At 75.4% G+C, this 22,046-nt stretch carries 20 protein-coding genes; 7 read left to right on the top strand and 13 right to left on the bottom strand.

The features are described 5' to 3' along the window. Window positions 1–283: 283 nt before the first annotated feature. The 8 genes from ACIRPH_RS23845 to ACIRPH_RS23880 all read right to left on the bottom strand — a co-directional run bounded on the left by ACIRPH_RS23845 (window position 284) and on the right by ACIRPH_RS23880 (window position 9,256). The gene (locus ACIRPH_RS23845; protein WP_402918012.1) at window positions 284–1,333 is read right to left on the bottom strand and encodes an NAD(P)-dependent oxidoreductase; all 1,050 of its coding nucleotides are present in this window, start codon (window positions 1,331–1,333) and stop codon (window positions 284–286) included. Continuing rightward, window positions 1,330–2,478 (bottom strand): ABC transporter ATP-binding protein, encoded by a 1,149-nt coding sequence (locus ACIRPH_RS23850; RefSeq protein ID WP_402918015.1) that lies wholly within the window; start codon window positions 2,476–2,478, stop codon window positions 1,330–1,332. The genes ACIRPH_RS23845 and ACIRPH_RS23850 overlap by 4 nt, the downstream gene beginning before the upstream one ends. Then, complete coding sequence (locus ACIRPH_RS23855) at window positions 2,475–3,611, bottom strand: ABC transporter ATP-binding protein (RefSeq protein ID WP_402918018.1); 1,137 nt, start codon at window positions 3,609–3,611, stop codon at window positions 2,475–2,477. The genes ACIRPH_RS23850 and ACIRPH_RS23855 overlap by 4 nt, the downstream gene beginning before the upstream one ends. Next, window positions 3,608–4,474 carry a carbohydrate ABC transporter permease gene (locus ACIRPH_RS23860; RefSeq protein WP_402918021.1) on the bottom strand — a complete coding sequence of 289 codons (867 nt, stop codon included), beginning with the start codon at window positions 4,472–4,474 and terminating at the stop codon, window positions 3,608–3,610. The genes ACIRPH_RS23855 and ACIRPH_RS23860 overlap by 4 nt, the downstream gene beginning before the upstream one ends. A gap of 3 nt (window positions 4,475–4,477) precedes the next feature. Further along, entirely contained in the window at window positions 4,478–5,425 is a 948-nt protein-coding gene (locus tag ACIRPH_RS23865) for a carbohydrate ABC transporter permease (RefSeq protein ID WP_402918024.1), read from the bottom strand. A 13-nt stretch (window positions 5,426–5,438) separates the two neighbouring features. Continuing rightward, a complete protein-coding gene (locus tag ACIRPH_RS23870; RefSeq protein WP_402918027.1) occupies window positions 5,439–6,923 on the bottom strand; it encodes an extracellular solute-binding protein in 1,485 nt (494 codons plus the stop codon). Between the two features lie 66 nt (window positions 6,924–6,989). Further along, window positions 6,990–7,754, bottom strand: coding sequence for a histidine phosphatase family protein (locus tag ACIRPH_RS23875; protein WP_402918030.1), 765 nt, complete (start codon window positions 7,752–7,754; stop codon window positions 6,990–6,992). Beyond that, entirely contained in the window at window positions 7,751–9,256 is a 1,506-nt protein-coding gene (locus ACIRPH_RS23880) for an FGGY-family carbohydrate kinase (protein ID WP_402918033.1), read from the bottom strand. The genes ACIRPH_RS23875 and ACIRPH_RS23880 overlap by 4 nt, the downstream gene beginning before the upstream one ends. Before the next feature lie 280 nt (window positions 9,257–9,536). Here ACIRPH_RS23880 and ACIRPH_RS23885 point away from each other — a divergent pair, with 280 nt between their 5' ends. The 5 genes from ACIRPH_RS23885 (at window position 9,537) to ACIRPH_RS23905 (ending at window position 15,195) form a co-directional block, all read left to right on the top strand. Beyond that, window positions 9,537–10,361 carry a DeoR/GlpR family DNA-binding transcription regulator gene (locus tag ACIRPH_RS23885; protein ID WP_402918036.1) on the top strand — a complete coding sequence of 275 codons (825 nt, stop codon included), beginning with the start codon at window positions 9,537–9,539 and terminating at the stop codon, window positions 10,359–10,361. Next, entirely contained in the window at window positions 10,351–11,088 is a 738-nt protein-coding gene (locus ACIRPH_RS23890; RefSeq protein WP_402918038.1) for an HAD family hydrolase, read from the top strand. The genes ACIRPH_RS23885 and ACIRPH_RS23890 overlap by 11 nt, the downstream gene beginning before the upstream one ends. Window positions 11,089–11,364: 276 nt before the next feature. Continuing rightward, on the top strand, window positions 11,365–12,888 hold the full coding sequence (locus ACIRPH_RS23895; protein WP_402918041.1) for an FGGY family carbohydrate kinase: 1,524 nt from the start codon (window positions 11,365–11,367) through the stop codon (window positions 12,886–12,888). Further along, a complete protein-coding gene (locus ACIRPH_RS23900; protein ID WP_402918043.1) occupies window positions 12,878–14,512 on the top strand; it encodes a glycerol-3-phosphate dehydrogenase/oxidase in 1,635 nt (544 codons plus the stop codon). Before ACIRPH_RS23895 ends, ACIRPH_RS23900 begins: the two co-directional genes overlap by 11 nt. Before the next feature lie 167 nt (window positions 14,513–14,679). Then, window positions 14,680–15,195: an LURP-one-related/scramblase family protein gene (locus tag ACIRPH_RS23905; RefSeq protein ID WP_402918046.1), complete on the top strand. Its 516-nt coding sequence runs from the start codon at window positions 14,680–14,682 to the stop codon at window positions 15,193–15,195. A 57-nt stretch (window positions 15,196–15,252) separates the two neighbouring features. Here the strand turns inward: ACIRPH_RS23905 and ACIRPH_RS23910 are convergent, their stop codons facing one another. Further along, window positions 15,253–15,720, bottom strand: coding sequence for a hypothetical protein (locus tag ACIRPH_RS23910; protein WP_402918048.1), 468 nt, complete (start codon window positions 15,718–15,720; stop codon window positions 15,253–15,255). 240 nt (window positions 15,721–15,960) lie between these two features. Between ACIRPH_RS23910 and ACIRPH_RS23915 the strand changes: the two genes are divergently transcribed. Then, window positions 15,961–17,181: a sensor histidine kinase gene (locus ACIRPH_RS23915; protein WP_402918050.1), complete on the top strand. Its 1,221-nt coding sequence runs from the start codon at window positions 15,961–15,963 to the stop codon at window positions 17,179–17,181. Next, a complete protein-coding gene (locus ACIRPH_RS23920) occupies window positions 17,169–17,813 on the top strand; it encodes a LuxR C-terminal-related transcriptional regulator (RefSeq protein WP_402918052.1) in 645 nt (214 codons plus the stop codon). The genes ACIRPH_RS23915 and ACIRPH_RS23920 overlap by 13 nt, the downstream gene beginning before the upstream one ends. A gap of 27 nt (window positions 17,814–17,840) precedes the next feature. On the opposite strand, the gene ACIRPH_RS23925 is transcribed toward ACIRPH_RS23920, so the two are convergent. The 4 genes from ACIRPH_RS23925 to ACIRPH_RS23940 all read right to left on the bottom strand — a co-directional run bounded on the left by ACIRPH_RS23925 (window position 17,841) and on the right by ACIRPH_RS23940 (window position 22,004). After that, window positions 17,841–18,728: a bile acid:sodium symporter family protein gene (locus ACIRPH_RS23925; protein ID WP_402918055.1), complete on the bottom strand. Its 888-nt coding sequence runs from the start codon at window positions 18,726–18,728 to the stop codon at window positions 17,841–17,843. A 294-nt stretch (window positions 18,729–19,022) separates the two neighbouring features. Then, complete coding sequence (locus ACIRPH_RS23930; protein ID WP_402918058.1) at window positions 19,023–19,577, bottom strand: ATP-binding protein; 555 nt, start codon at window positions 19,575–19,577, stop codon at window positions 19,023–19,025. 224 nt (window positions 19,578–19,801) lie between these two features. Next, a complete protein-coding gene (locus ACIRPH_RS23935; RefSeq protein WP_402918061.1) occupies window positions 19,802–21,337 on the bottom strand; it encodes a glycerol-3-phosphate dehydrogenase/oxidase in 1,536 nt (511 codons plus the stop codon). Window positions 21,338–21,416: 79 nt separating this feature from the next. Next, window positions 21,417–22,004 carry a TetR/AcrR family transcriptional regulator gene (locus ACIRPH_RS23940; protein ID WP_402918064.1) on the bottom strand — a complete coding sequence of 196 codons (588 nt, stop codon included), beginning with the start codon at window positions 22,002–22,004 and terminating at the stop codon, window positions 21,417–21,419. Window positions 22,005–22,046 lie beyond the last annotated feature (42 nt).

Here is a 22,046-nt window from a genome sequence, read left to right on the forward strand (position 1 = left end):
ACGGGCGGAGCCCTCCGGGAGGGCCCGCCCGCGGTCAGCGGCCCGGGACGGTGGCCCGTGCCGGGAGGGGCCTGCGGGAGGACTCGCCGCCGCGCGCCGCCGGCGCGGGGCCGTCTGCCCCTGGACCGCGGGGCCGCCTGGGGCGGGGCGCGGGCGGGGCCGGCCGTGCGAGGGCAGGCCGGAGCGGGCGGGCCCCTGGGGACCCCCCGTGTTCCAGTCAACTAGGGCGGGCACCGGGGCGCCAGAGCCGGAGCCGACCTGGGGACGACCGGTGTCGGCGCGCTCACGCGTCCCGGCCGGCTCCTCCCCCCGTGAGCACCGCCACGACCTCGCGCGCGATCCGGACCGCGGACTCCTCCGCGACCTGGGTGGAGGCGCCCGCCAGGTGCGGGGTGGCGAAGACCCCCGGGCGCCGCAGCAGCGGGTCCCCCGCCGCCGGGGGCTCGGGGTCGAACACGTCCAGCACCGCTCCGCGCAGGTGCCCCGACTCCAGGGCCCGGTCCAGCGCGGCCGCGTCCACCAGTTCACCGCGCGCGGTGTTGACCAGCAGTGATCCCGGCCGCATCGCCGCGAGCGCCGCCGCGTCCACGATGTGACGGGTCTCCTCCGTCAGGCGGGCGTGCAGGCTCACCACGTCCGACCCGGCCAGCAGCTCGTCCAGCCCCACCAGGCGGGCGCCCGCGCGGCGCGCCGTCCCGGCGTCGGCGTAGGGGTCGTGGGCGAGCACCGTCGCCCCGAAGGCGGCCAGGAGCTCGGCCACCCGCGCCCCCACCGCCCCCAGCCCGACCAGTCCCACCGTGGCCGCCCGCAGTTCCGGGCCGGTCCGCTCGTACCGGAACCCCTCCGCGTCCCACCGGCCGCGCGCCAGCCCGGCCGCCGCGCCGGGCAGGCCCCGCATGGCGCAGATCATCGTTCCGACGCAGTACTCGGCGACCGCGCCCAGGTTGCGCCCGGGCAGGCGGACCACGGGCACCGACGCCTCGGCCGCCGCCGCGACGTCCACGTTGACGGGGCCGCCCCGTGTCACGCCGATGACCCGCAGGGTGCCGCGCCCCGCCTCGACCACCTCGCGCGTGACCGGCGCCAGGTGGGTGACCAGGGCGTGCGCGCCCCGGGTCAGGGCGGCCAGAGCGGCGGGGTCCCCGGAGGCCTCCCTGACCCCGTCCACGTCGGCGAAGGGCGCGGTGGGCCAGTCGGAGTCGACGCGCTCGATCGTGGCGGGAAGGCCGGGCCGCCCGTCGCCGCCCGCCAGTTCGGCCTCCAGAGCCGCGGCGAGCAGGTCGGCGGAGATGAAGCCGTCCCCGGCGCAGACCAGGCGAAGGGTGTCGGTCATCGCAGTCGCTCCCCCGTCCCGGGGTCGAAGAGGTGGACGTGTTCGGGCCGTGCCCCGATCAGGACGGCTGCGCCCGGGGCGAGGGACGCCCCGCCGGGTGTCTGGACGACGAACCGGCGCGGGCCCCCTCCTCCCGCCTCCGGCGGGTCCTGCTCCCCGGCGAGGCCGACCGTGGCCAGTCCGAACTCCATGAGGTACTCGAACACGGCGACGGTCGCGCTCAGCGCGGGACGCGCCGACCCCCGCTCGACGACCTCGCAGTCCTGCGGGCGCAGGCCCACCTGGACCCGGGTGCCCGCACGGGCGCGGGAGGCCGTGGGCAGGGTCCCGGCCCCGCCGACGCGCACGGCCCCACCGCCGTCCGCGACCGTGCCCGCGACCAGGTTGATCGGGGGTTCGCCCACGAAGTCGGCGACGAACCGGTCGGCGGGGTCGTCGAAGACCTCGTCGGGGGTGCCGAACTGCCGGATCACGCCGCCGTCCATGACCGCCATCCGGTCCGCGAGGCTGAGCGCCTCCAGCTGGTCGTGGGTGACCACGACGGTCGTGCAGCCGAACTCGCGCCGGAGCACCTTCAGTTCGCGCCGCACCCGCTGGCGCTGCCCGGCGTCCAGGTGGGACAGGGGCTCGTCCAGCAGGAGGACCGGCGGGTTGCGGACCAGGGCCCGTGCCAGGGCCACGCGCTGCTTCTGACCGCTGGAGAGGCCGGCGGGGCGCAGGTCCAGCAGGTCGGTGACCTCCATGCGCTCCGCGATCGCGGCCACGCGCGGACCGACGTCGCGGGTCCTTCGCGCGCGCAGCCCGTAGGCCAGGTTCTCCCGCACCGACAGGGGCGGGTAGAGGGCGTAGTTCTCGAAGACGACGCCGACGTCGCGCCTGCCCGGGGGCAGGTCGGTGACCGTGCGGTCGCCGATGAGGACCTCCCCGGAGGTCGCGGTCTCCAGGCCGGCGATCATGCGCAGGGTGGTGGTCTTGCCGCAGCCGGAGGGGCCGAGGAGGGCGACCGTCTCCCCGGGTTCGACGGCGAGGTCGATGCCGCGCACGGCCGCGAACGGCTCGCGCCCGCGCGCGGCGTAGGTCTTGTGCAGGTTCCGCAGGGTGAGGCTCCGGGCGGCCCGGGGCGCGGTGTCCGGCGCGGCCGTCATCGCGTCCCCCCGGCCGGCAGGGCGCTGCCCGCCCGGGGCGGGTACGGGGACCCGTCGCCCGCCCGACCCGCGAAGACGTGGACGCGGCCCCACTCCACCGCGAGGGTGACCTCGTCCCCCTCGCGGACGCGCGGGTCGTCGGTGACCGTGATCACGGTCCGGCCGGCCACGTCCACGCTCAGCTCGCGGGAGCGGCCGAGGCGTTCGACCAGGACGACCCGGCCGCGCATGGCGAGCTCCCGCCCCGCGCCGTCCGGCGGCGCGGACGGTCCGGCGATCCGCAGGTCCCGGGGGCGCAGCCCGAGCAGGACGGCGTCGGCGCCGTGCGCCTCCTCCGGGAGGGCGACGGTGGCTCCCCCACCGTGGGTGGTGGCCAGTCCTCGGTGCACGCGGGCCTCCAGCAGGTTCGTCTCGGGCTGTCCCAGGGAGCGGGCCACGAAGGCGTCCGCCGGGGTCTCCCACACCTGGGCGGGGGTGCCGACCTGGACGAACCGCCCCTCGCGCAGCACCCCGATGCGGTCCCCCAGGGCCAGGGCCTCCTGGTAGTCGTGGGTGACGTAGACGGTCGTGGTGCGCGCCGCCCCGCTGAGCTGCTTGAGCTCCGCCCGCATGGCGGCGCGCAGTTTGGCGTCCAGGTGGGAGAGGGGTTCGTCCAGCAGGTAGACGTCGGCCGGCCTGACCAGCACCCGGCCCAGGGCCGTGCGCTGGCGCTGGCCGTTGGACAGTTCGCGCGGGTAGCGGCCGAGCAGGTGGTCGATGCCCAGGGTCCGGGTGACCTCGCCGACGCGCGCAGTGCGCTGCTCGGGCGTCCAGGTCCCCAGGCGCCCGGAGCGCAGGGGCGAGGCGAGGTTCTCCGCCACGGTCTTCTGGGGGTAGAGGGCGTAGCTCTCGAAGGCCATCGCCACGTTGCGCTCGTAGGGCTCCACCCCGGTCATGTCGCGGCCCCCGATGAGGACGGCGCCGGTGGCCCCCTCCACGAGTCCGGCGACGCACTTGAGGGTGGTGGTCTTGCCCGCCCCCGAGGGGCCCAGGACGACGAAGAACTCGCCGTCGGCGATCTCCGCGTCCAGGCCGCGCAGGGCGGTCTTCCTTCCGTAGCGGGCGCCGAGCCCGCGCAGTTCCAGGGAACTCACGACTTCACCGCCCCGAACGACAGGCCGCGCACGAGATAGCGCTGGATGGACAGGGCCACCAGGAGCGGTGGCAGGGCCGCGATGAGCGCGGCGGCGGCGGTGAGGTTGTAGAACGCCTGCCCGCCGCCGCCGAGGAAACGGGTCACGGCCACGGTCACCGTGGGGTTCTGGCTGCCGGTGAGGATGAGCGGGAACACGTAGTTGTTCCACGCGAAGACGAACGCCAGCAGCGCCGACGCCGCGATGCCGGGCCGCACCAGCGGGAGCGCCACCGTGAGGAAGGCGCGGGTGCGGGTGTAGCCGTCCAGGAGGGCCGCCTGTTCGAGCTCCTCCGGCATGTCCTGGAAGTAGGACCGCAGGATCCACACGATCAGCGGCAGGGTGACCAGCTGGAGCACCCAGATCGTGCCGGCGCCGGAGTCGAACAGCCCGAGCTGGTTGTAGATGACGAACAGCGGCACGATCACCATCAGTTCCGGCGCGAACCGGAACGACAGGATGGTGAACATGATGTCCCCGGACCCCCGGTAGGCCCAGCGTCCGGCCGCGTAGGCCGCCGGGACGCCGATGGCGAGGGACAGCAGGACCGCGCCCAGCGAGGTGATGAGGCTGGTGAGCAGCGCCCCGGTGAAGTCGACGCTGGTGAGGCGGGCGCCCTCCTCGCTCAGCACGGTGGCGAAGTTGTCCAGGGTCGGGGTGAACACGAAGTAGGTGGAGGTCTGGTCCGCCCTGGACTTGAGGGACAGCAGGACCATCCACAGGATCGGGAACAGCGAGAAGGCGAACCACAGGACCAGCAGGAGGTCGGCCCCGGCGGAGGCCGGGGAGGACCGGCGCCGTCCCGGGCGGCGGGTGGCGGTCACGTCTCAGTCCTCCGATCCGGCCGCGCGGCGCTGGGCCCGGCCCAGGACGGAGACCAGGTAGCGGGCGGTGACGAACACGATCACCCACAGCAGCAGCATGTAGGTGCTGCCGAGGGAGAAGTTCAGGTTGGTGATCGAGTTCTGGAAGGCGCCGATCTGGAGGGTGCGGGTGGCCCCTCCCGGTCCTCCGGCGGTGAGCACGTACACGTGGTCGAAGACCTTCAGCGAGTCCATGAACCGGAAGATCACGGCGACGAGGACGTAGGGCCACATCATCGGCAGCATGAGGCGCCGGAACATGTAGAGCCGGCCCGCGCCGTCCACGTCGGACGCCTCGAAGGGCTCCCGGGGCAGCGAGCGGAGGCCCGCCAGGACGAGGACCGCGACGAAGGGGGTGAAGATCCAGACGTCGACCAGCATCACCGACCACAGGGCCCGGTCCTCGCTCAGCCAGTCGAAGGTGGAGCCGAGTCCGAGCACGTGGTTGAGCACGCCGAACTGGGGGTTGAACATCAGTCCCCAGATGACGCCGGCGATCACCGGGGCGATCATCAGGGGCAGGATCAGCAGGCGTTCCAGGAGCCTGCCCACGAGCCCGGAGCGGAAGAGCAGCAGCGCGACGCCGACGCCGAGGACCGTCTCGACGGCCGTGGCGGCGACGGCGTAGGTGGCGGTCACGCGCACGCTGGACCAGAACACCGGGTCGCCGAGGGTCCCGGTGATGTTCCGGAGTCCGACGAACACGGGCTCGGGGACGACGGCCGCGTAGTCGAGGAAGGCGTAGTAGGCGCCCAGGGCGAACGGGTACAGGATGCCCGCGATGACGAGGACGGCGGGGACGGACAGCAGGTAGGGCCGGAGCCCGCGCCGCCAGGCGGGTACCCGGCGGGCGGGGGCGCCGCTCCCGGACCCGTCCCCCTCCGCCTCCGGGGGCGCGGTGGTCGTGCTCACGTGCTCGCCCCCCTCACTCGGTGTCCAGCGCGTCGGTGCTCGCCCGCGCCAGCGCGTCGAGCCGTTCCCCGGCGTCGTCGCCCGCGTAGATGTCCTGGAGCGCCACCGCCCAGTTCTCGGTGTTCTCGAAGAACTGCGTCTGCGGTGTGAAGTGGATCCTCGTGGAGTCGATGACCCTCTCGAAGGTCTCCTGGTAGCCGGAGAACTCGCCGAGGCCCGCCTTGAACGCGTCCTCGAACACGGACTCGCGGGTGGGGTCGGCGAACCCCAGTTCCCCGGTCTGGACGGCCTGGCTCTGGGCGTCCCTGCCCGTGGCCCACTGGATGAACAGCCAGGCGGCGAGCTTGTTGCGGGACGCGGAGCTCATGGCCAGCGACCACGTCCACAGGTTGGTGTCGTAGTTGCCGTCGGGTCCGGCCGGTCCCGGGTGCCAGGCGAGGTTGCCCGCCTCGGCGCTGTTGCCCGCGATGTTCTGGGGGTAGGTGGCCGAGTCCGCGTCGTAGACCATCATGGCCGTGCCCGACCCGAGGTCGGCGGTGCAGTCGGGGTAGTCGTAGGTGGTCCAGGAGGTGGGTCCGGCGTCGCGCGCGAGGTCGACCCACTTCCGGGTGAAGTCGACGGCGGCCTCCGAGTTCATGGCGGCCACGAGCCGGTCTCCCTCCAGCGTGTAGTCGACGCAGCCCTCCCTGGTGAACTGGGTCATGAACCCGGGGTGGACGGTCGCCCAGGAGCGCGATCCCCGGAAGGCGAGGCCGTAGGTGTTCTCCGAGCGGTCCGTGAGGTCGACCGCGAGTTCGCGGAGTTCGTCGAAGGTCTCCGCCGGCCGGATGCCGCGCCGGTCGAACTCGGCCTTGTTGTAGCAGATCACGTTGGTCTCGAAGCCCCACGGGACGGCCCACTGCCCCCCGGTGCCCAGGGGGCTCCCGACGGTGAAGTCCCAGGACGTGGAGGTGCGCAGGCCCTCGTAGATGTCGTCGAAGTCGTACTCGTCGCTCGTGGCGGACTCGTTGTCGATCCAGGGGCGCAGGTCCTCCATCCAGCCGGGCGGGCCGTAGGTCCAGATGAAGTAGGCGCCGGTCATGAACGCGTCGTAGTTGCCCGCGCCGCCGGCCAGCTCGGTGTTGAGGCGCGTGTAGTAGTCGGCCTCCGCGACGAGGTCGGCGTTGACGGTGATGCCGGTCAGCTCCGTGAACTGCGCGAGGAGGGGCTGGAACGCCACCTGGTAGGGGTGCGGGGTCTGGAGCACGGAGATCTCGGCGCCCTCGGCCTTGCGCCAGTCGAACGCCCCGGTGACCTCGCCGGCCCCGTTCTCGCCGCCGGCGGTGCTGCCGGTGCCCAGTCCGCACCCGGGCAGCAGGACCGCTCCCGCCGCGGCCGCGCCGCCCGCTCCCAGGAGGCCCATGGCACGGCGCCGGGACAGGTCCGCCGCTCCGGGCGAACCGGGGACGAGGGGGGTTCCGGGGGTGCGCGGGGGGCGGCGGTGCCTTCTGGGGTTCACGGTGCTCTCCAGTCGGTGGTGGGGGTGGCGCCGTCCGGCGGGACCGCCGGTCGGCCGCGCCGGGGTTCAGTCGGAGGGGCCGGGGTCCCGCCGCGTGTCCGGATCGGGGCGCGCCGGGGGCGCGGAGGACCGCTGACGCGCCGGGTCGGAGGGGCGCCGGGGGCCCGGCGTGGAGTCGTGCGTCCCCGGGGCCGTGCGGGGTTCCCGGCGCGTCGGGAGGTTGAGCGCCAGCAGGGCGGGCGGCTCGGCGGGGTCGGCGGGGACGCGCAGCCGGGTGACCGCGCCGTTGTCCAGCCGGGGGAGCACGCGCCGGTAGCAGGCCAGGGGGATGCCGAGCCAGGAGCACAGGGCCAGGCGCAGCGCCGTGTTGTGGGCGACGACGAGGACGCGCCGTCCGGGGTGCTCGTCGGCGAGGCTCCGCAGGGCCGCGCGCACGCGGTCCGCGACCGCGGCGGGGTCCTCGGCGCCGGGGAGCGGGTGGGCCGCGGGGTCGGCGCGGAAGGCGTGCGCCGTCCCGGGGTGGCGCTCGTCGGTCTCGGCGAGGGTCAGCCCCTCCGCCAGCCCGAAGTCGGCCTCGGCGAGGTCCCGCAGGACGACGGGCTCCACGCCGAGCGCCGCGGCGGAGGGGAGGGCCGTGGCCCTGGCGCGGCCGAGCGGGGAGCAGGCGACCGCGTCGTGGGGGTGTTCGCCGACCCAGAGGGCGAGGTCGCGGGCCTGGTCGCGGCCGGTGCGGTCGAGGGAGACGTCGGAACTGCCCGCGTACCGGTTCTCCGCGTGCCAGACGGTGCGGCCGTGGCGGACCAGGGACAGCTCCGTGTACGCCGGGGTCATGCCGTGGCCCCCCTCGGGGTCCGGGGCCCGCCGAGCCACCCGCGGTCGCGGAGGGCCTCGACGAGGCGCCGGTACCCGTGTGCGAGTTCGTCCGCGCGGGACGGATCGGGTTCGTAGCGGTGGGCGACGCGGACCATGGCGCGCGCGGTCTCGGCCAGGCGGCCCGCCGGGGCGCGGGCGATCACCGCGGAGCCGAACGCCGAGCCGGTGTGCGCGGGGACCAGCACGGTGCGGCCGAGGACGTCGGCCCGCAGGGCGGTGAGCCAGTGGTTGCGGACCGCGCCGCCGACGGCGGTGACCGGGCCCGCGGTGTCGGCGCCCAGCGCGGCGAGGGCGTCCAGGGAGAGGCGTTCGACGTAGGCCAGCCCGTGGGCGATCCGGTTGAGGCGCGCGGCGGGGTCCGTCGGACCGCTCCCGGGGCCGAGGTCGAACCCCCGTGCGCCGGGGGCCGCGAAGGGGAACCGCTCACCGGCGCCCGCGAGCGGGTACGTGGCCCCGCCGGGGACGCCGAGGCGGAGCGCCCGCGCGGTGAGCAGGTCGAGGTCGTGGCCGCCGAGGTCGGTGTCGAGCCGTCCGGTACCGGTGCTGGACGCGCCCCCGGGCAGCCAGCCGCCGTCCGGGTTGCGGTGGTTGTAGACCACCCCGGAGGGGTCGCGGAGCGGGTGGGGGCTGGCGCCCTTGAGGACGAGCGTGGTGCCGAGGGACGAGCACCAGAGCCCCGGTGCGAGGGCGGCGGTGGCGACCTGGGCCGCGCAGCCGTCGGTCATGCCGGCCCGGACGGGGGTGCCCTCGGGGATGCCGGAGGCCCGGGAGGCGGCCGCGGTGACGTGGCCGACCGTCGCGCCGGGGGCGACCACGGGGGGCAGGACCGCCGGATCGATCCCGAGGCGGTCCACGAGGGTGTGCGGCCAGCTCAGGGTCCGCGGGTCGTAGCCGGTCTTGAGGGCCTGGCTGGTGTCGGTGGGCACGGCCGCTCCGGCGAGGCGCCCGGAGACGTGGTCGCCCTGGTGGGCGACGAGCAGCCCCGGGGCGAGGCGGCCCTCGCGGGCGAGCCCGACCAGGCGGGGGAGGGCCCAGGTGGGCTGGACGTGGTCGGCGCCCAGGGTGTGGATCGCCGCGGTCCGGGAGGCCGCCCTGGCGTCGTCGTACATCTGGGCCGGTCCGACGGGCAGGGCGTCGGCGGTCTGGAGCAGGAGGGTGCCGGAGGTGCCGTCGACGCTGACGGCGCCGACCGGGCGCCCGTCCCCGGGGTCCCGCGCGGCGAGGGCGGCGCCGGTGGCCCGGCAGGTGGCGCTCCACCACTCCTCGGGGTCCTGTTCGTGGCGGGGCCCGTCGCGGTGGTCGCGGAACAGGGCGGCCTCCCCGGAGCCGACGACGGCGCCGTGGTCGTCGACGAGGACGGCGCGGACGCCCTGGGTGCCCAGGTCGACGCCGAGCCAGAGGGCGTCGCGCCGGTCGGCGGGGTCGGGGGGAGCTTCACGTGGTGAACCGGCAGCGCGCACCGCGGATCCTCTGCTCGGAGGCGTACAGGGATGTGACCCGCTTCACCTTCGGACGTGGTGTCGGCCAACGTAGGACCGCGCTCTTCTCATGTCAAGGTGTGTTCGTCACATGTTTCCCGGTGATCTTCACGGTCCCGGGGCGGCTCCCCAGGTCAACGGGGCACGGCCCTCCGCACCCGCCCCGTCTCAACGGGTGAACTTCACACCGGGGGTTGACACACGACGGCCGCCCGGTTGAGATGTTCGGCAACAGGACGACGAACGACGGGGGACACGCACCGTGGCGGCCAAGGCGGACCCGAGCGAGCACGACCGGGTCGAGGACGAACGCCCCCCGGGGCCGGGGGACCGGCAGTCTCTGATCACGGGCCTCGTCCTGGACAGCGGGTCGGTGTCCGCCCAGGAGCTGGCCGAGCGCTTCGGGGTCTCGGTCATGACCATCCACCGCGACCTGGACGAGCTCCAGCGCCAGGGGGTGCTCCGCAAGGCGAGAGGGGTGGCCACCGCCCAGCCCAGCGGCACCTTCGAGTCCAACGTCGAGTACCGCAGACGGGTCAACGCCGACGCCAAGCGCGCCATCGCGGCGCGGGCGGCCGGACTGGTCGAGCCCGGCATGTCGGTGCTCCTCGACGACTCCACCACCGCCGCCCACCTCGTCCCCCACCTGGCGGAGCTGGCCCCGCTCACCGTGGCCACCAACTACCTGCACGCCCTCACGGAGCTGTCCCGGCTGCGGGACGTGCAGGTCGTCGCGCTCGGCGGCACCTACGACGTGCAGCACGACTCGTTCCTCGGAACGACCTGCGTGGAGGCCATCCGCTCGATGCGCTTCGACGTCGCCTTCGTCAGCACCTCCGCGGTGACGGCGGGCCACGCCTTCCATCAGGAGGACAGGATCGTGGCGGTCAAACGCGAGATGGTCGCCGCCGCCGAGAGGTGCCACCTGCTCATCGACCACTCCAAGCTCACCCGCAGCGCGCTCCACCGCCTGCTGCCGCTGGAGGGGTTCACGTCCGTGGTCGTCGACTCCGCGACCCCCGCCGAACACCTCGCCCGGCTCCGCGAACACGACGTGCCGGTGGAGGTGGCGGGCGATGACGTCTGATCCCGCCCGGCGGGGCCCCTCCGGCCGGACCGGGCCCCCGGCGGGCCGCCCCGTGGTCGTCTTCGACCTCGACGGGGTCGTCGTGTGGACCGAGCACCTGTGGGAGGAGTCCTGGGAGGCGTACTGCCGACGCCACGGCGCGCCCTGGTCCCGCGACGACACGCTCCGGGTGCAGGGCATGAGCAGCCCCGAGTGGTCGCGGGACGTGGCCGGGCGGATCCACCGCAGCACCGGCGCCCGGGTCGACCCGGAGCACGTGTACGAGTCCTGCGTCGCGCACATGCGCGACGCCCTCCTGGCCGGTCGCGGCCCCCTCCTCCCCGGCGCCCGCGACCTCCTCGCCGACACCGCCGCGGCGACCGTGATCGGCCTGGCCTCCTCCGCGGCCCGGCCCGTCATCGACACCGTCCTGGAGCGCGAGGGGCTGGCCCGCCTGTTCGCCGCCACGGTCTCCAGCGAGGAGGTGGCGCGCGGCAAGCCCTCGCCCGACGTCTACACCGAGGCCCTGCGGCGGCTCGGCGTCCCCCCGGCCGCCGCCGTGCCGCTGGCCGTGGAGGACTCGGCCAACGGCATCCGCGCGGCCAGCGCGGCGCGCATGCGCGTCGTCGCCCTCCCCAACCGCGACTACCCGCCCGGCGCGGACGCGCTCGCCCTCGCCGAGCACGTCGCGGCCGACCACGACGACGCCCGCGCCTACCTCCGCTCGGCCCTGGAGGCCGCGCCCTGACGCCGCCGGGGCCCGCCGGACACGCGCCCCGCGGCCACCGACCCGCAGTTTCCCGCAACCGCCGGAGCACCGGCACTTCCCGCAGCCCCGACGGCGTGAGGAGACCCGTCCCATGTCCCGACCGCTCGACGAAGCCACCACGTTCCGTGAGGGATCGACCACCTGTCCGGCCCGGGTGCGCCGACGGCCCCCCGGACGCGCGGACGCGCGCCCCCCGGTGGCCGCCGGTCCCCCGCCCTCCCCCGGGGTGCCGGGCTCCCCGGGAGAGGGCGCTCCGTGAGCGGCGGGCGGACCCTCCTCGGCGTGGACGCGGGCACGTCCGTGGTCAAGGCCGTCGTGTTCGACGAGACGGGCGCGGCGCTGGCCGTGCGCGGACGCGGCCTCGCGGTCTCCCACGGGCCGGGGGGCGCGGTCGAACAGGACCTGGAGCACGTCCTGGCGGGGGTGTCGGAGGTGGTCCGCGCCGTGGCCGCCGAGGCGGGCTCCCCACCGGACCTGGTCGCGGTGACCGGGCAGGGCGACGGGTGCTGGCTCACCGACGCCGACCACAGGCAGGTGCGCCCCGCCATGTCGTGGCTGGACGGGCGCGCCTCGGAGATCCTCCGGCGGTGGAACCGCACGGGGGTGACCGAGCGGGTCTACCGCGAGAACGGCACGACCATGTTCCCCGGCACCGCCGCGCCCCTGCTGGCCTGGCTCGACGAGCACGAACCGGGGTCCCTGGACCGGGCGGCGACGGCCGGGTACTGCAAGGACGCGGTGTTCGCCCGGCTGACCGGCACACGGGCCACCGACGCGAGCGACAGCTCGATGCCGTTCGGCGACGGCTCCGGGAAGGGTTACAGCGACGCCGTGCTGGAGCTGACGGGGCTCACCGGCCGGCGCGGCCTCCTGGCGCCCGTCTCGGCCGCCCCCGGCGCCGGGCTGCACGCCGACGGCGCGCGCCTGCTGGGGCTGCCGGAGGGGACCCCGGTCCGCTCGGGGCCGTTCGACTTCCCCGCCTGCGCGGTGGGGGCGGGCGTGCGCGACCCGGGCGACGCCCTGATGATCGTCGGCACCACCCTCGGGTGCATGGTGCTCGTCGACCGCCTGGAGACCGCGGGGACCCCGGCGGGGTTCCACGTCTCCACGGGTGGGCGGGGACGGTGGCTGCGGGCGATGCCGGCGATGGTGGGCACGGCGTCCGTGGACTGGCTGCTGTCCGTACTCGGGATGGACGTGGAGGGCGTCGGCCGGTCCCTCGCCGAGAGCGCCCCGGGCGCGGGAGGGGTGGAGGTGCTGCCGTACCTGGCCCCGTCGGGCGAGCGCGCCCCGTTCGTCGACCCGCGCGCGGCGGGCCAGTTCACGGGGGTCAGGCTGACGACCTCGCGGGGCGACCTCGTGCGCGCGGTGTGCGAGGGGCTGGCCTACGCGGCCCGGCACTGCTTCGACACGGCGGGGTCCCCGGACCGCCTGCTGGTCTGCGGCGGGGGCTCCCGGTCCCTGCCGTGGCTCCAGGTCTTCGCCGACGTGCTCGGGATACCGCTGGAGACGGCGCGAGCCCCCGAGGTCGGCGCCCGCGGCGCCGTCCTCTCGGCGGTGGGCGACTCGGTGGACCGGGCCGGGTGGACCGCCCCGTCCGCGACCGTCGAGCCGGATCCGGCCCTGCGCGCCCACTACGACGACGGCTACGGGCGCTACCTCGCCCACCTGGAGGCGGCCCGCCCGCTGTGGCGGCCCCTCGCGGCGGGCCCCGCGTCCGGGCGGGTCCCGCGGCCCTCCCCCGCCTGTGACGACGCGGAGGTCCCCCGTGGGCTCTGAACCGCACCGGCTCTCCCCCGCCGACCGGGACCGGGTGCTGTCGCGGGCCGGGGGCGGGCACTTCGACGTGGTCGTGGTCGGCGGCGGCATCACCGGGTCGGGGTGCGCGCTCGACGCAGCGGCCAGGGGCCTGTCGGTCCTGCTGGTCGAGGCCGGCGACCTGGCGGGCGGGACGTCGTCGCGCTCGGGCAAGACGGCGCACGGCGGGCTGCGCTACCTCGAACAGCTCAACTTCTCCCTGGTCGCGGAGGCCCTGCGCGAACGGGACCTCATGATCGGCGTGACCGCGCCGCACCTGGTGGCCGCCGAGCCCTTCCTGCTCCCGACCACCCGCTGGTGGGAGCGGACGTACTTCGGTGCGGGGGTGCTCGCCTACGACGCCCTGGCACTGTCCCGGCGGCGGGGAGCCGGGGTCCCCGCGCACCGGCACCTGTCCCGGCGCGGCGCGCTCGCGCTCGCACCGGGGCTGGACGCCTCCGCGGTCACCGGCGGCATCCGGTACCACGACGGGCGCATGGACGACGCCCGGCACACCCTGGCCGTGGCGAGGACCGCGGCCGGCCACGGCGCGCTCGTCCTCAGCCACGCCAGGGTCACGGGGATGCGCGTGGAGGGGGGCCGGGTGCGCGCGGTGGCCGTCCGCACGGCCGAGGGGGGCGAACTCGAGGTGTCGGCGGGCTCGGTGGTCAACGCCGCGGGAGTGTGGGCCGCGGACGTCCAGGCCATGGCGGGCGAGCCGGCCCTCGCCGTGCGCCCGGCCAAGGGAGTGCACCTGCTGGTGGAGGGCGGGGCCTTCGACTCGCGGACGGGGCTCATCGCGCGGGCGGAGGACTCGGTGATCATCCTGCGGCGCTGGTACGGGCGGTGGCTGCTCGGCACCACCGACACCGCGTACGAGGGGGACCGGTCCGCCCCGGGCGTGGACCCCGAGGACGTGGACTACCTGCTGCGCAACGTCAACCGCTACCTCGCCCGCCCGCTGACCAGGGCGGACGTGCTGGGCGCCCACGCGGGGCTGAGGCCGCTGCTCGCGTCCGGGAACGCCGCGGCCACGTCGGCGCTCTCGCGCGACCACGCGGTGCTGAGCGGCCACGGCGTGGTGACGGTCGTGGGCGGCAAGTACACCACCTACCGCCTGATGGCGCGGGACGCGGTGGACGCGGTCGGCCGGGTGCTGGGCCGGAGGCTGCCGCCGACCCCGACCGCGCGGATCCCGCTGGTCGGCGCCCGCGACCGGCAGGGCGCCGCCGGGCGCGCCGCCTCACCGGCCGCCGGGCACGGGGTCGCGGAGCACCACGTACGGCGCATGCTCCTGCGGTACGGCGACGAGACGCCGCGGGTGCTGGAGTCGGTGCGGCGCGACCCGGCCCTGGGGGCGACCGTGGCGGGCTACCTGGCGGCGGAACTCCGGCACGCGGTGACCCACGAGGGGGCCCGGACCCTGGAGGACGTGCTCGCCCGGCGCACCCGGGTGGCGCTCGAAGCGCCCGACGGCGGCGCGGCCCTGGCGCCCCGGGCGGCGGCGCTGGTGGCGCCGCTGCTGGGGTGGGACGAGGCGGACGTGGAACGGGAGGTGGCCGCGTACCGGGCCGCCGTCGCCCGCGACCGCGCCGCACTGGGATGACGGGACCGGGACGCGCCGCGCCCCCGTCCCGGAGCCCCGGGACGGCGGTCGTGCGCGCCGCACACGGCCCCGCTCCCGCGCTCCCCTCCGGCGCCGCGGTCCCCCGGGTCGTCCACAGGCCGTGGCCCGGGGTGGTGCGCGGGATCCCCGTGCCCTAGCTTCGAGGCATGAAATTCCTGGTACGCGAACGCGTTTTCGACATCGGTGACGACTACTGGGTGACCGACGAGGACGACCGGAAGGTCTTCCTCGTCGACGGCAAGGCCCTGCGGATCCGCACGACCTTCGAGCTCAAGGACACCGACGGCAACGTCCTCACCGTCATCCGCAAGAAGCTGTTCAAGGTCCGTGACCAGATGCGCGTCGAGCGCGACGGCGACACCGTCGCCACCGTGCGCAAACGCCTGGTCAACCCCCTGCGCGACAAGCTCGTGGTGGACATGGAGGGCGCGCCGGACTGGGAGGTCACCGGCGACTTCCTCGGCAAGGAGTACGTCATCGCCGACGAGCACGGCACCGTCGCGCACGTGTCCCGCAAGTGGTTCCGCGTCAGGGACACCTATGCGGTGGACGTCAACACCCACCGGAGCGACATCGGAGGCGACGCCGCCCTCGTGATCAGCGTCGCGGTCGCCGTGGACTCCCTCACCCGGGACGACGAGGAGGGCGAGGAGCAGGACTGACCACCGCGTCCCGCGGCGTCCGCCCCCTGCCCCCGGGCCGGGCCGGCCGTGGGGGCCTCAGTCGCTGAGGACGCCGAGCATGCTCCGCTCCCAGGGGAGGTAGGGCTGTCTGCTGCTGCGCAGCACCGGGCGCGGATCCCGCTCCTCGGACACGCAGCGGGAGATCTCCAGGGCCGCGAGCTCCCCCGTCATCCGGAAGGCCCGGGGCGTGGAGTCCTCCCGGTGCCAGCGGGCGTCGACCAGGCGCACCAGGGCGACGATACCCGGTCGGGCGCCGTCACCGGCCTGCCATGCCAGCCGCAGGCCCTGGGCGAAGGCCGCCGCCAGCTCGTCGGGGAGGCGCTCCCCCCGGGGCCCGACGGGCGCGACCGCGTTGACGAACTCGAAGCCGTCGGGGTGCCCGTCGGGCAGGGGTTCGGCCTCGGCCCACGCCGCGGCGAAGTGGCCGCCGCAGCTCTGGAGGACGTTGCGGACGTAGATCCCGTGGACGGGACGGGACAGCGACGTGCGGTTCGGGAAGGGCACCGGCCTCTCCTTCCTCCGTGTGTGCGACGGTTCCGTAGTCCTTCCCGGTGTTCGCCCCGAAGATGCCCATGCGTTGTCGATCGGTTGTCCGGGCCGGGCCGCGCGGGCGCCGGCCGCGCCCTGCCCGCCCACCGGCGTGTGGAGGGGGAACAGGGTGGCTGGCTGTAGTGCCGGACTCCTCCGGGATGCCCCAGACTGATCGTTGCCGAGGGGTTCCGACGTGAACGGGGAGTAACGAGGATGAACGAGGTCTGGGCTCGGGCGTTGCGGGCGAGCGGCTACCTCCTGGTGGCCTTCGCCTCCGGCCTGGCCGTGCTGGTGGCGCTGCCCCTGACCCTGGCCGTGGTGCTCACCGTGCCGGTCGGCGGCCTCGGGTTCGTGCTGCTGCCGCGCTGGCTGGGCGCCGTCGGGAGGTTCGCCGCGTGGCACCAGAGGCGGGCCTCGGACCTGCTCCGGGTGCCGGTGCCGGATCTCCCGGGCGCCGACACCCCCGGTTTCCTCGCGCTGTGGCGCGAACCGTCCACCCGCAGGGTGCTGCTGTGGATGCCCGTGTTCACGGCGGCGAGCATGCTCGCCGGGATCCTGGGCGTGGCCGCGGTCTCCCTGCCCGTCACCTCGGTGCAGTTCCCGTTCTGGTGGGCGCTCCCGGAAGGCATGGAGTTCCAGTTCGTCGGGATCCCGGCCGACGGCTGGGGTTCGGCCCTGCTCCTCATGGCCGCGCAGCTGGTGCTCGGGGTCGTCCTGCTCCGGTGGGCCGTGGTCCCGGTGGCCAAGGCGCACGCCCGCCTCAACCTGCGGCTGCTCGCCCCCACCGAGGCCGAGCTGCTGGCCGCCCGGGTGGACGAGCTGAGCCGGACCCGCGCCGAGGTGGTGGACGCCCACGGTGCGGAGCTGCGCAGGATCGAGCGCGACCTGCACGACGGCACCCAGGCGCGGCTCGTCTCGATCGCGATGCAGCTGGGCGTGGCCCGCGAGGCCCTCGCCGAGGACCCGAAGCTCGCCGCGCTGCTGAAGGACGCCCACGAGGGCACCGAGGAGGCGATGACGGAGCTGCGCGAGGTGATCCGCGGCATCTATCCGCCCATCCTCGCCGACCGGGGGCTGGCCGGGGCGCTGAGCGCGCTGGTCGCCCGCACCACGGTCACCACCCGGCTGGACGTGGGAGACCTGGGCACGCTGCCGGTGGCGGCGGAGACGGCCGCGTACTTCGTGGTCACCGAGGCGGTCACCAACGCGGTGCGGCACGCCGCCGCCGGGGAGATCCGCGTGCGCCTGGACCGTGTCGGCGGCGTCCTGCGCGTGTCGGTGCGCGACGACGGCGCGGGCGGGGTGGACGAGTCCCGCGGCAGCGGGGTGACGGGCATCCGGCGCCGGGTGGCCGCGCTGGACGGTACCGTGCGCGTGGAGAGCCCGGCGGGCGGGCCGACAGAGGTCGAGGTGGAGCTGCCGTGCGGATCGTGATCGCCGAGGACAACGTTCTGCTGTCCGCGGGCCTGGAGCTGCTGCTGTCCACGCGCGGGTTCGAGGTGGCGGAGGTCGCCGTGGACGCGCCGGCCTTCGCCGACGCCGTGGAGCGGCACCGGCCCGACCTGGCGATCGTCGACGTGCGGCTGCCGCCGAACTTCCGGGACGAGGGCATCCACGCGGCGATCGCGGCCCGGCGGCGCCACGAGGCGCTGCCGGTGCTGGTGCTGTCGCAGTACGTGGAGCGCGACTACGCCGGTGAACTGCTGGCCGACGGCCGGGGCGGGGTGGGCTACCTGCTCAAGGACCGGGTGGGCCGGGTGAGCGAGTTCGTGGACGCCCTGCACAGGGTCGCGGAGGGGGGCACGGTGATGGATCCGGCCGTGGTCCGGCAGCTCCTGGCACGGCGGTCCCGGGATCCCCTGGAGAGCCTCACCCGGCGTGAGAGCGAGGTGCTGGGGCTGATGGCGGAGGGGTTGGGCAACGGGGAGATCGCCGAGCGGATCGTCGTGACCGAGAACGCGGTGCACAAGCACGTCGGCAACATCTTCGCGAAGCTGGGGCTGTCGCCGTCCGACAGCGGGCACCGCCGGGTGCGCGCGGTGCTCGCCTACCTCGACGGCAGGTGAGGGCCGCGCGCGCGGCGGTTCGGCGCCTCAGCCGCCGGCGGTCCGCGCGTCCTCGCGGGCGCCGCGCCGGTTGAGCAGCATGCCGGTGGCGGCGGCGGTGAAGAACATGAGCACGCCGTACACGGCCGAGGGGATCGCGATCTCCGTGCTGTCGAGCAGCGCGGGGCTGAGCGCGATGGCCAGGGAGAGCGTGGTGTTGTGCAGGCCGATCTCCATGCACGAGGCGATCGCCTCGGGGCGGCCCGTGCCGACGGCGCGCGGCGCCCAGTAGCCGATGACGAGGCTCGCGACGTTGAACAGCAGCACCATCGGGCCCACGGCGACGAGGTAGTCGACGAGGTCGGCGCGCTCCTGGAAGACCGCGACGGCGATGACGCCGAACAGCACCAGGACCGACGCCGCCTTGACCGGCCGCTCCATGCGCCGGGCGAAGGACGCGGCCCGGGCCCGGACGAGCATGCCCGCGGCGACCGGGACCAGGATGATCGCGAAGACCTGGAGAACCTTGTCGGCCTGGAGCCCGAGCGTGTCCCCGTCGCCCATGAAGTGGGCGATCGACAGGTTGGTGATCAGCGGGAGGCTCACCATCGCCGTGACGGAGTTGAGCGCCGTGAGGGAGATGTTGAGCGCGACGTTGCCGCGGAACAGGTAGCTGTACAGGCTGGCGGTGGTGCCTCCGGGGGAGGCCGCCAACAGCATCATGCCGACCGCCAGGGCCGGGGGCGGCTGGAAGAGCAGGACCAGGCCGAAGGCGAACAGGGGCAGGAGGAGGACCTGGCAGCCCAGGACGAGCGCGACCGTGCCGGGCAGTGCGGCGAGACGGACGAAGTCTCCGACGGTCAGGCTCAGGCCGAGGCCCAGCATGATGACGGCGAGCGCGGCCGGGAGCGCGATCGTGGCGATGGCGGAATCCATGGGGACACCTCGGGATCGGGCCGCGCAGGGGGAGGCGGCTCGGCGGTCGGGGGGCACTGACCGGCGCGGGGCGCCGGCCGTCGCGGACCGCGTTCGGTGTCGGTGCCGACGTGAGCTCGCCTGGGGTGTTCCGGGCGGGGCGGCCCGGGCGGAACGGGATCGCGCCGTCCCGTGATCTGCGCCACCATCGCTACTCGTCGGTATGTTGGCACGCCCGGGACGGCCCTGGCAAGGCCCCTGCCCGGTCACGGGCCCCGGGGGCGGGTCCCGGCGCGCCCCGCCCCCGGGCCGCGGTCAGGCCGCGGGCCAGGAGCTGCCGGTGAGGTCGTAGGCCAGGTGGAACCACACCTTGCGGATGCTCGGGTGCCCGTTGTCGCCCCACGCGCTGGCGAAGCTGTCGACCAGGGCCAGCCCGCGGCCGTTCTCGGCCGTGAGACGGTCGCCCGCCAGCGGTCCGGCGCTGAGCGGGCCGCCCTCCCCCGAGGGGGCGCTGGTCGGCCTGCCGTTGTCGCGGCAGGCCAGGGTCAGGCCGTTGGGTCCCCGGGTCACCTTGAGCACGAACGTCTGGCCGTCCTCCCCCGAGCGGCTGTGCCGGATGGCGTTGGTCGCCAGCTCGGTCCCCAGCAGCGCGAACACGTACCGGAACTCGGAGTCCCTGGTCGCCGCGCAGGTGTCCAGGAAGGCGCGGGCCAGGGGGATGCTGGCGGGCTCCCCGGCGAACTCCCAGTGGCGCTTGGCGAAGGGGACCGGGGACCGGCCGTTGAAGTAGTGCCGGTACTCGTCCGGGACACCCGCGAGGAAGGAGTCCTCCTCCTTGGCCAGGGCGGGCACGGAAACGAGCGTGGGCATGGGTGACTCCTTCGGCGGGGCGGTCCGTGAACGGGCGAACCGCGTGAGGGGGCGGCTGCGGGAGCGTCCGGCGGCCGTTCGGGGGAGGTCCGGCGCGGAACGGCTACGACCTTACGCGATCAGACCCCTGCGGGACAGGGGATGCGGGTGTGGCGAGCACCCGGATGCCCGTCCCGCTCGCCCCCTCCCCGCCCCCGCCCCGAAACCGCCTCCCCTTCCGTGCCTCACCCCGCCGCGTCGATCGCGTCCTCCGCCGCGGCCAGCGCCTCGGCCCGCTCCGCCGGGACCAGTCCGATCCTGGTCCGGCGGTCCAGCAGGTCGTCCGCGTCCATGGCCCCCTCGTGGCGCACGCCGAACCGGAACTCGGCGCCCGTGACACCGCGCACGACCGGTTCCAGCAGCGCGGGGTCGCCGCCGGCCCCGGCCAGGACGTCGACGGCCTCGGTCCCGTACCGCTCGACCAGGCGGCGCGGAGCCTCCACCGCGTCCAGCTCCTCGCGGGAGGCGGCGCCCACCAGGGCCAGGGAGCGCGTCCGGCACGGCCCCGCGGGCAGCCGGCGGGCGCGCACGGCGGCGTCCACCGCCTCCTCCGCCATCGCCCGGTAGGTGGTGAGCTTCCCGCCGACCACGGTGACCGTCCCGTTGGGCGCGACGGAGACGGAGTGCTCGCGCGACAGGTCGGCGCTGGCGCCGACGCCCTCCAGCAGCGGGCGCAGCCCGGCGAACGCGCCGATGACGTCATCGCGCCCGATCCGGTTCTCCAGCGCCCCGTTGAACCGGTCGAGCAGAAAGTCCACGTCGCCCTCGGGCACGTCGGGGACGTGCGGCGCGGGCCCGTCCACGGGTTCGTCGGTGAGCCCGGCGAACACGCGCCCGTCCGGCTGGGGCAGGGCGAAGACGAACCGGCTGACGCTCCCGCCGACGGGCACGGTGAGCGCGGCCCGGGGGCGGCCCAGGGCCGCGCCGTCGAGCACGAGGTGGCTCCCCCTGCTGGGCCGGAGCCGCACGCGGGGGTCCAGGAGTCCCGCGTGCACACCGGTGGCGTTGACGACGGCGCGCGGGCGCACGGGGATGATCCGGCCGGTGGCCGCGTCCCTCAGCACCGCGCCGTCGGCGGTCACGCTCTCGGCCGAGCAGCGGGTGAGGACCCTCGCCCCCTCGCGCGCGGCGGTGCGTGCCAGCGCGACGACGAGCCGGGCGTCGTCCACGAGCTGACCGTCGAAGGACAGGATGCCGCCGAGGAGGTCCCGTCTGGCGGCGCCGGGCAGCAGGCGCAGGGTCTGGCGGCCGTTGAGCAGCCGCGGGCGGGACAGCACGCTCCCCGGGGTCCCCGCCATCACGCGCAGGAGGTCGCCCATGCCCATGCCCGCGCGCACGGCCAGCGCCCCGGCCAGGCCGCTCCCCCTGTACACGGGCACGACCATCGGCATGGGTCTGACCAGGTGGGGTGCGGTCACCCGCATGAGGACGTCGCGTTCGCGGGCGCTCTCGTAGGCGATGCCGAACTGTCCCCTGGCCAGGTAGCGCAGGCCCCCGTGGACGAGCTTGGAGCTCCACCGGCTGGTGCCGAAGGCCAGGTCGTGGCGTTCGACCAGCACGGTGGAGAGTCCGCGCGAAGCAGCGTCGAGCGCGGCTCCGGCTCCCGTCACCCCGCCTCCGACGACCAGGACGTCCACCTCGGGCCGGGCCTCCAGCCAGGCCAGGTCGGCGGCTCTCCGGGCGGCGTTCAGCGAGGGGGACGCGGGACTGGCAGTGCTCATGCGGGCGGTCCTTTCGGGGGGACGGTGCGGCGGACGGGCCGGTGCGCGGCGCGACCCGGCCCGTCGGGGGCGCGGCGCTTCAGGGTGCGAGGTAGCCGTCGAGGAGGACGGCGAGCTCCCCCACGAGCCGGTCCTCGTCGAGGACGTCGGCGAACAGGCGGCGCGAGGTGACCGTGCCCTGCACGGTCACCAGGACGAGGCGGGCCAGGGCCTCGGGGTCGCCCGCGCGCACGGAGCCGTCGCGCTGCCCCTCGGCGACGACGGGCTCCACCAGGTCGAGGGCGGCCCGGTGGCTGGTCCCCAGCCGGTGGAAGGTGTAGGTCGCCAGGAGTTCGGGCTCGGTGTCCACGATCCGGGTGAACAGCGGGTGGGCCAGCATCGCGCGGGCGACCCGGGCGGCGTGGCGGACCAGCCGCGGGCGCACCCCCTCCCCCGGCGGATCGTCGGCGGAGTCCGCGCCGGCCTCGGCGAGGATCTGCCGCAGCTCGCGGGTGAGGAGGTCCGCGACGAGCGCGGTCGCGTCGGGCCAGCGGCGGTAGACGGTGGGCCTGCTGACCCCGGCGCGGCGCGCGACGTCGGTCAGCGTGGTGCGGCGCACCCCGAAGGCCTCGACGCAGGCGCGGGCCGCGTCCAGGATCCGATCCTCTACGTTACGTTTTGACGCCATATGTAAAACTGTAGGGCATGGCTCACGAGAAGACACCGCCCG

Source organism: Nocardiopsis sp. NPDC101807 (assembly GCF_044766605.1).
Taxonomy (GTDB): Bacteria; Actinomycetota; Actinomycetes; order Streptosporangiales; family Streptosporangiaceae; genus Nocardiopsis; species Nocardiopsis tropica.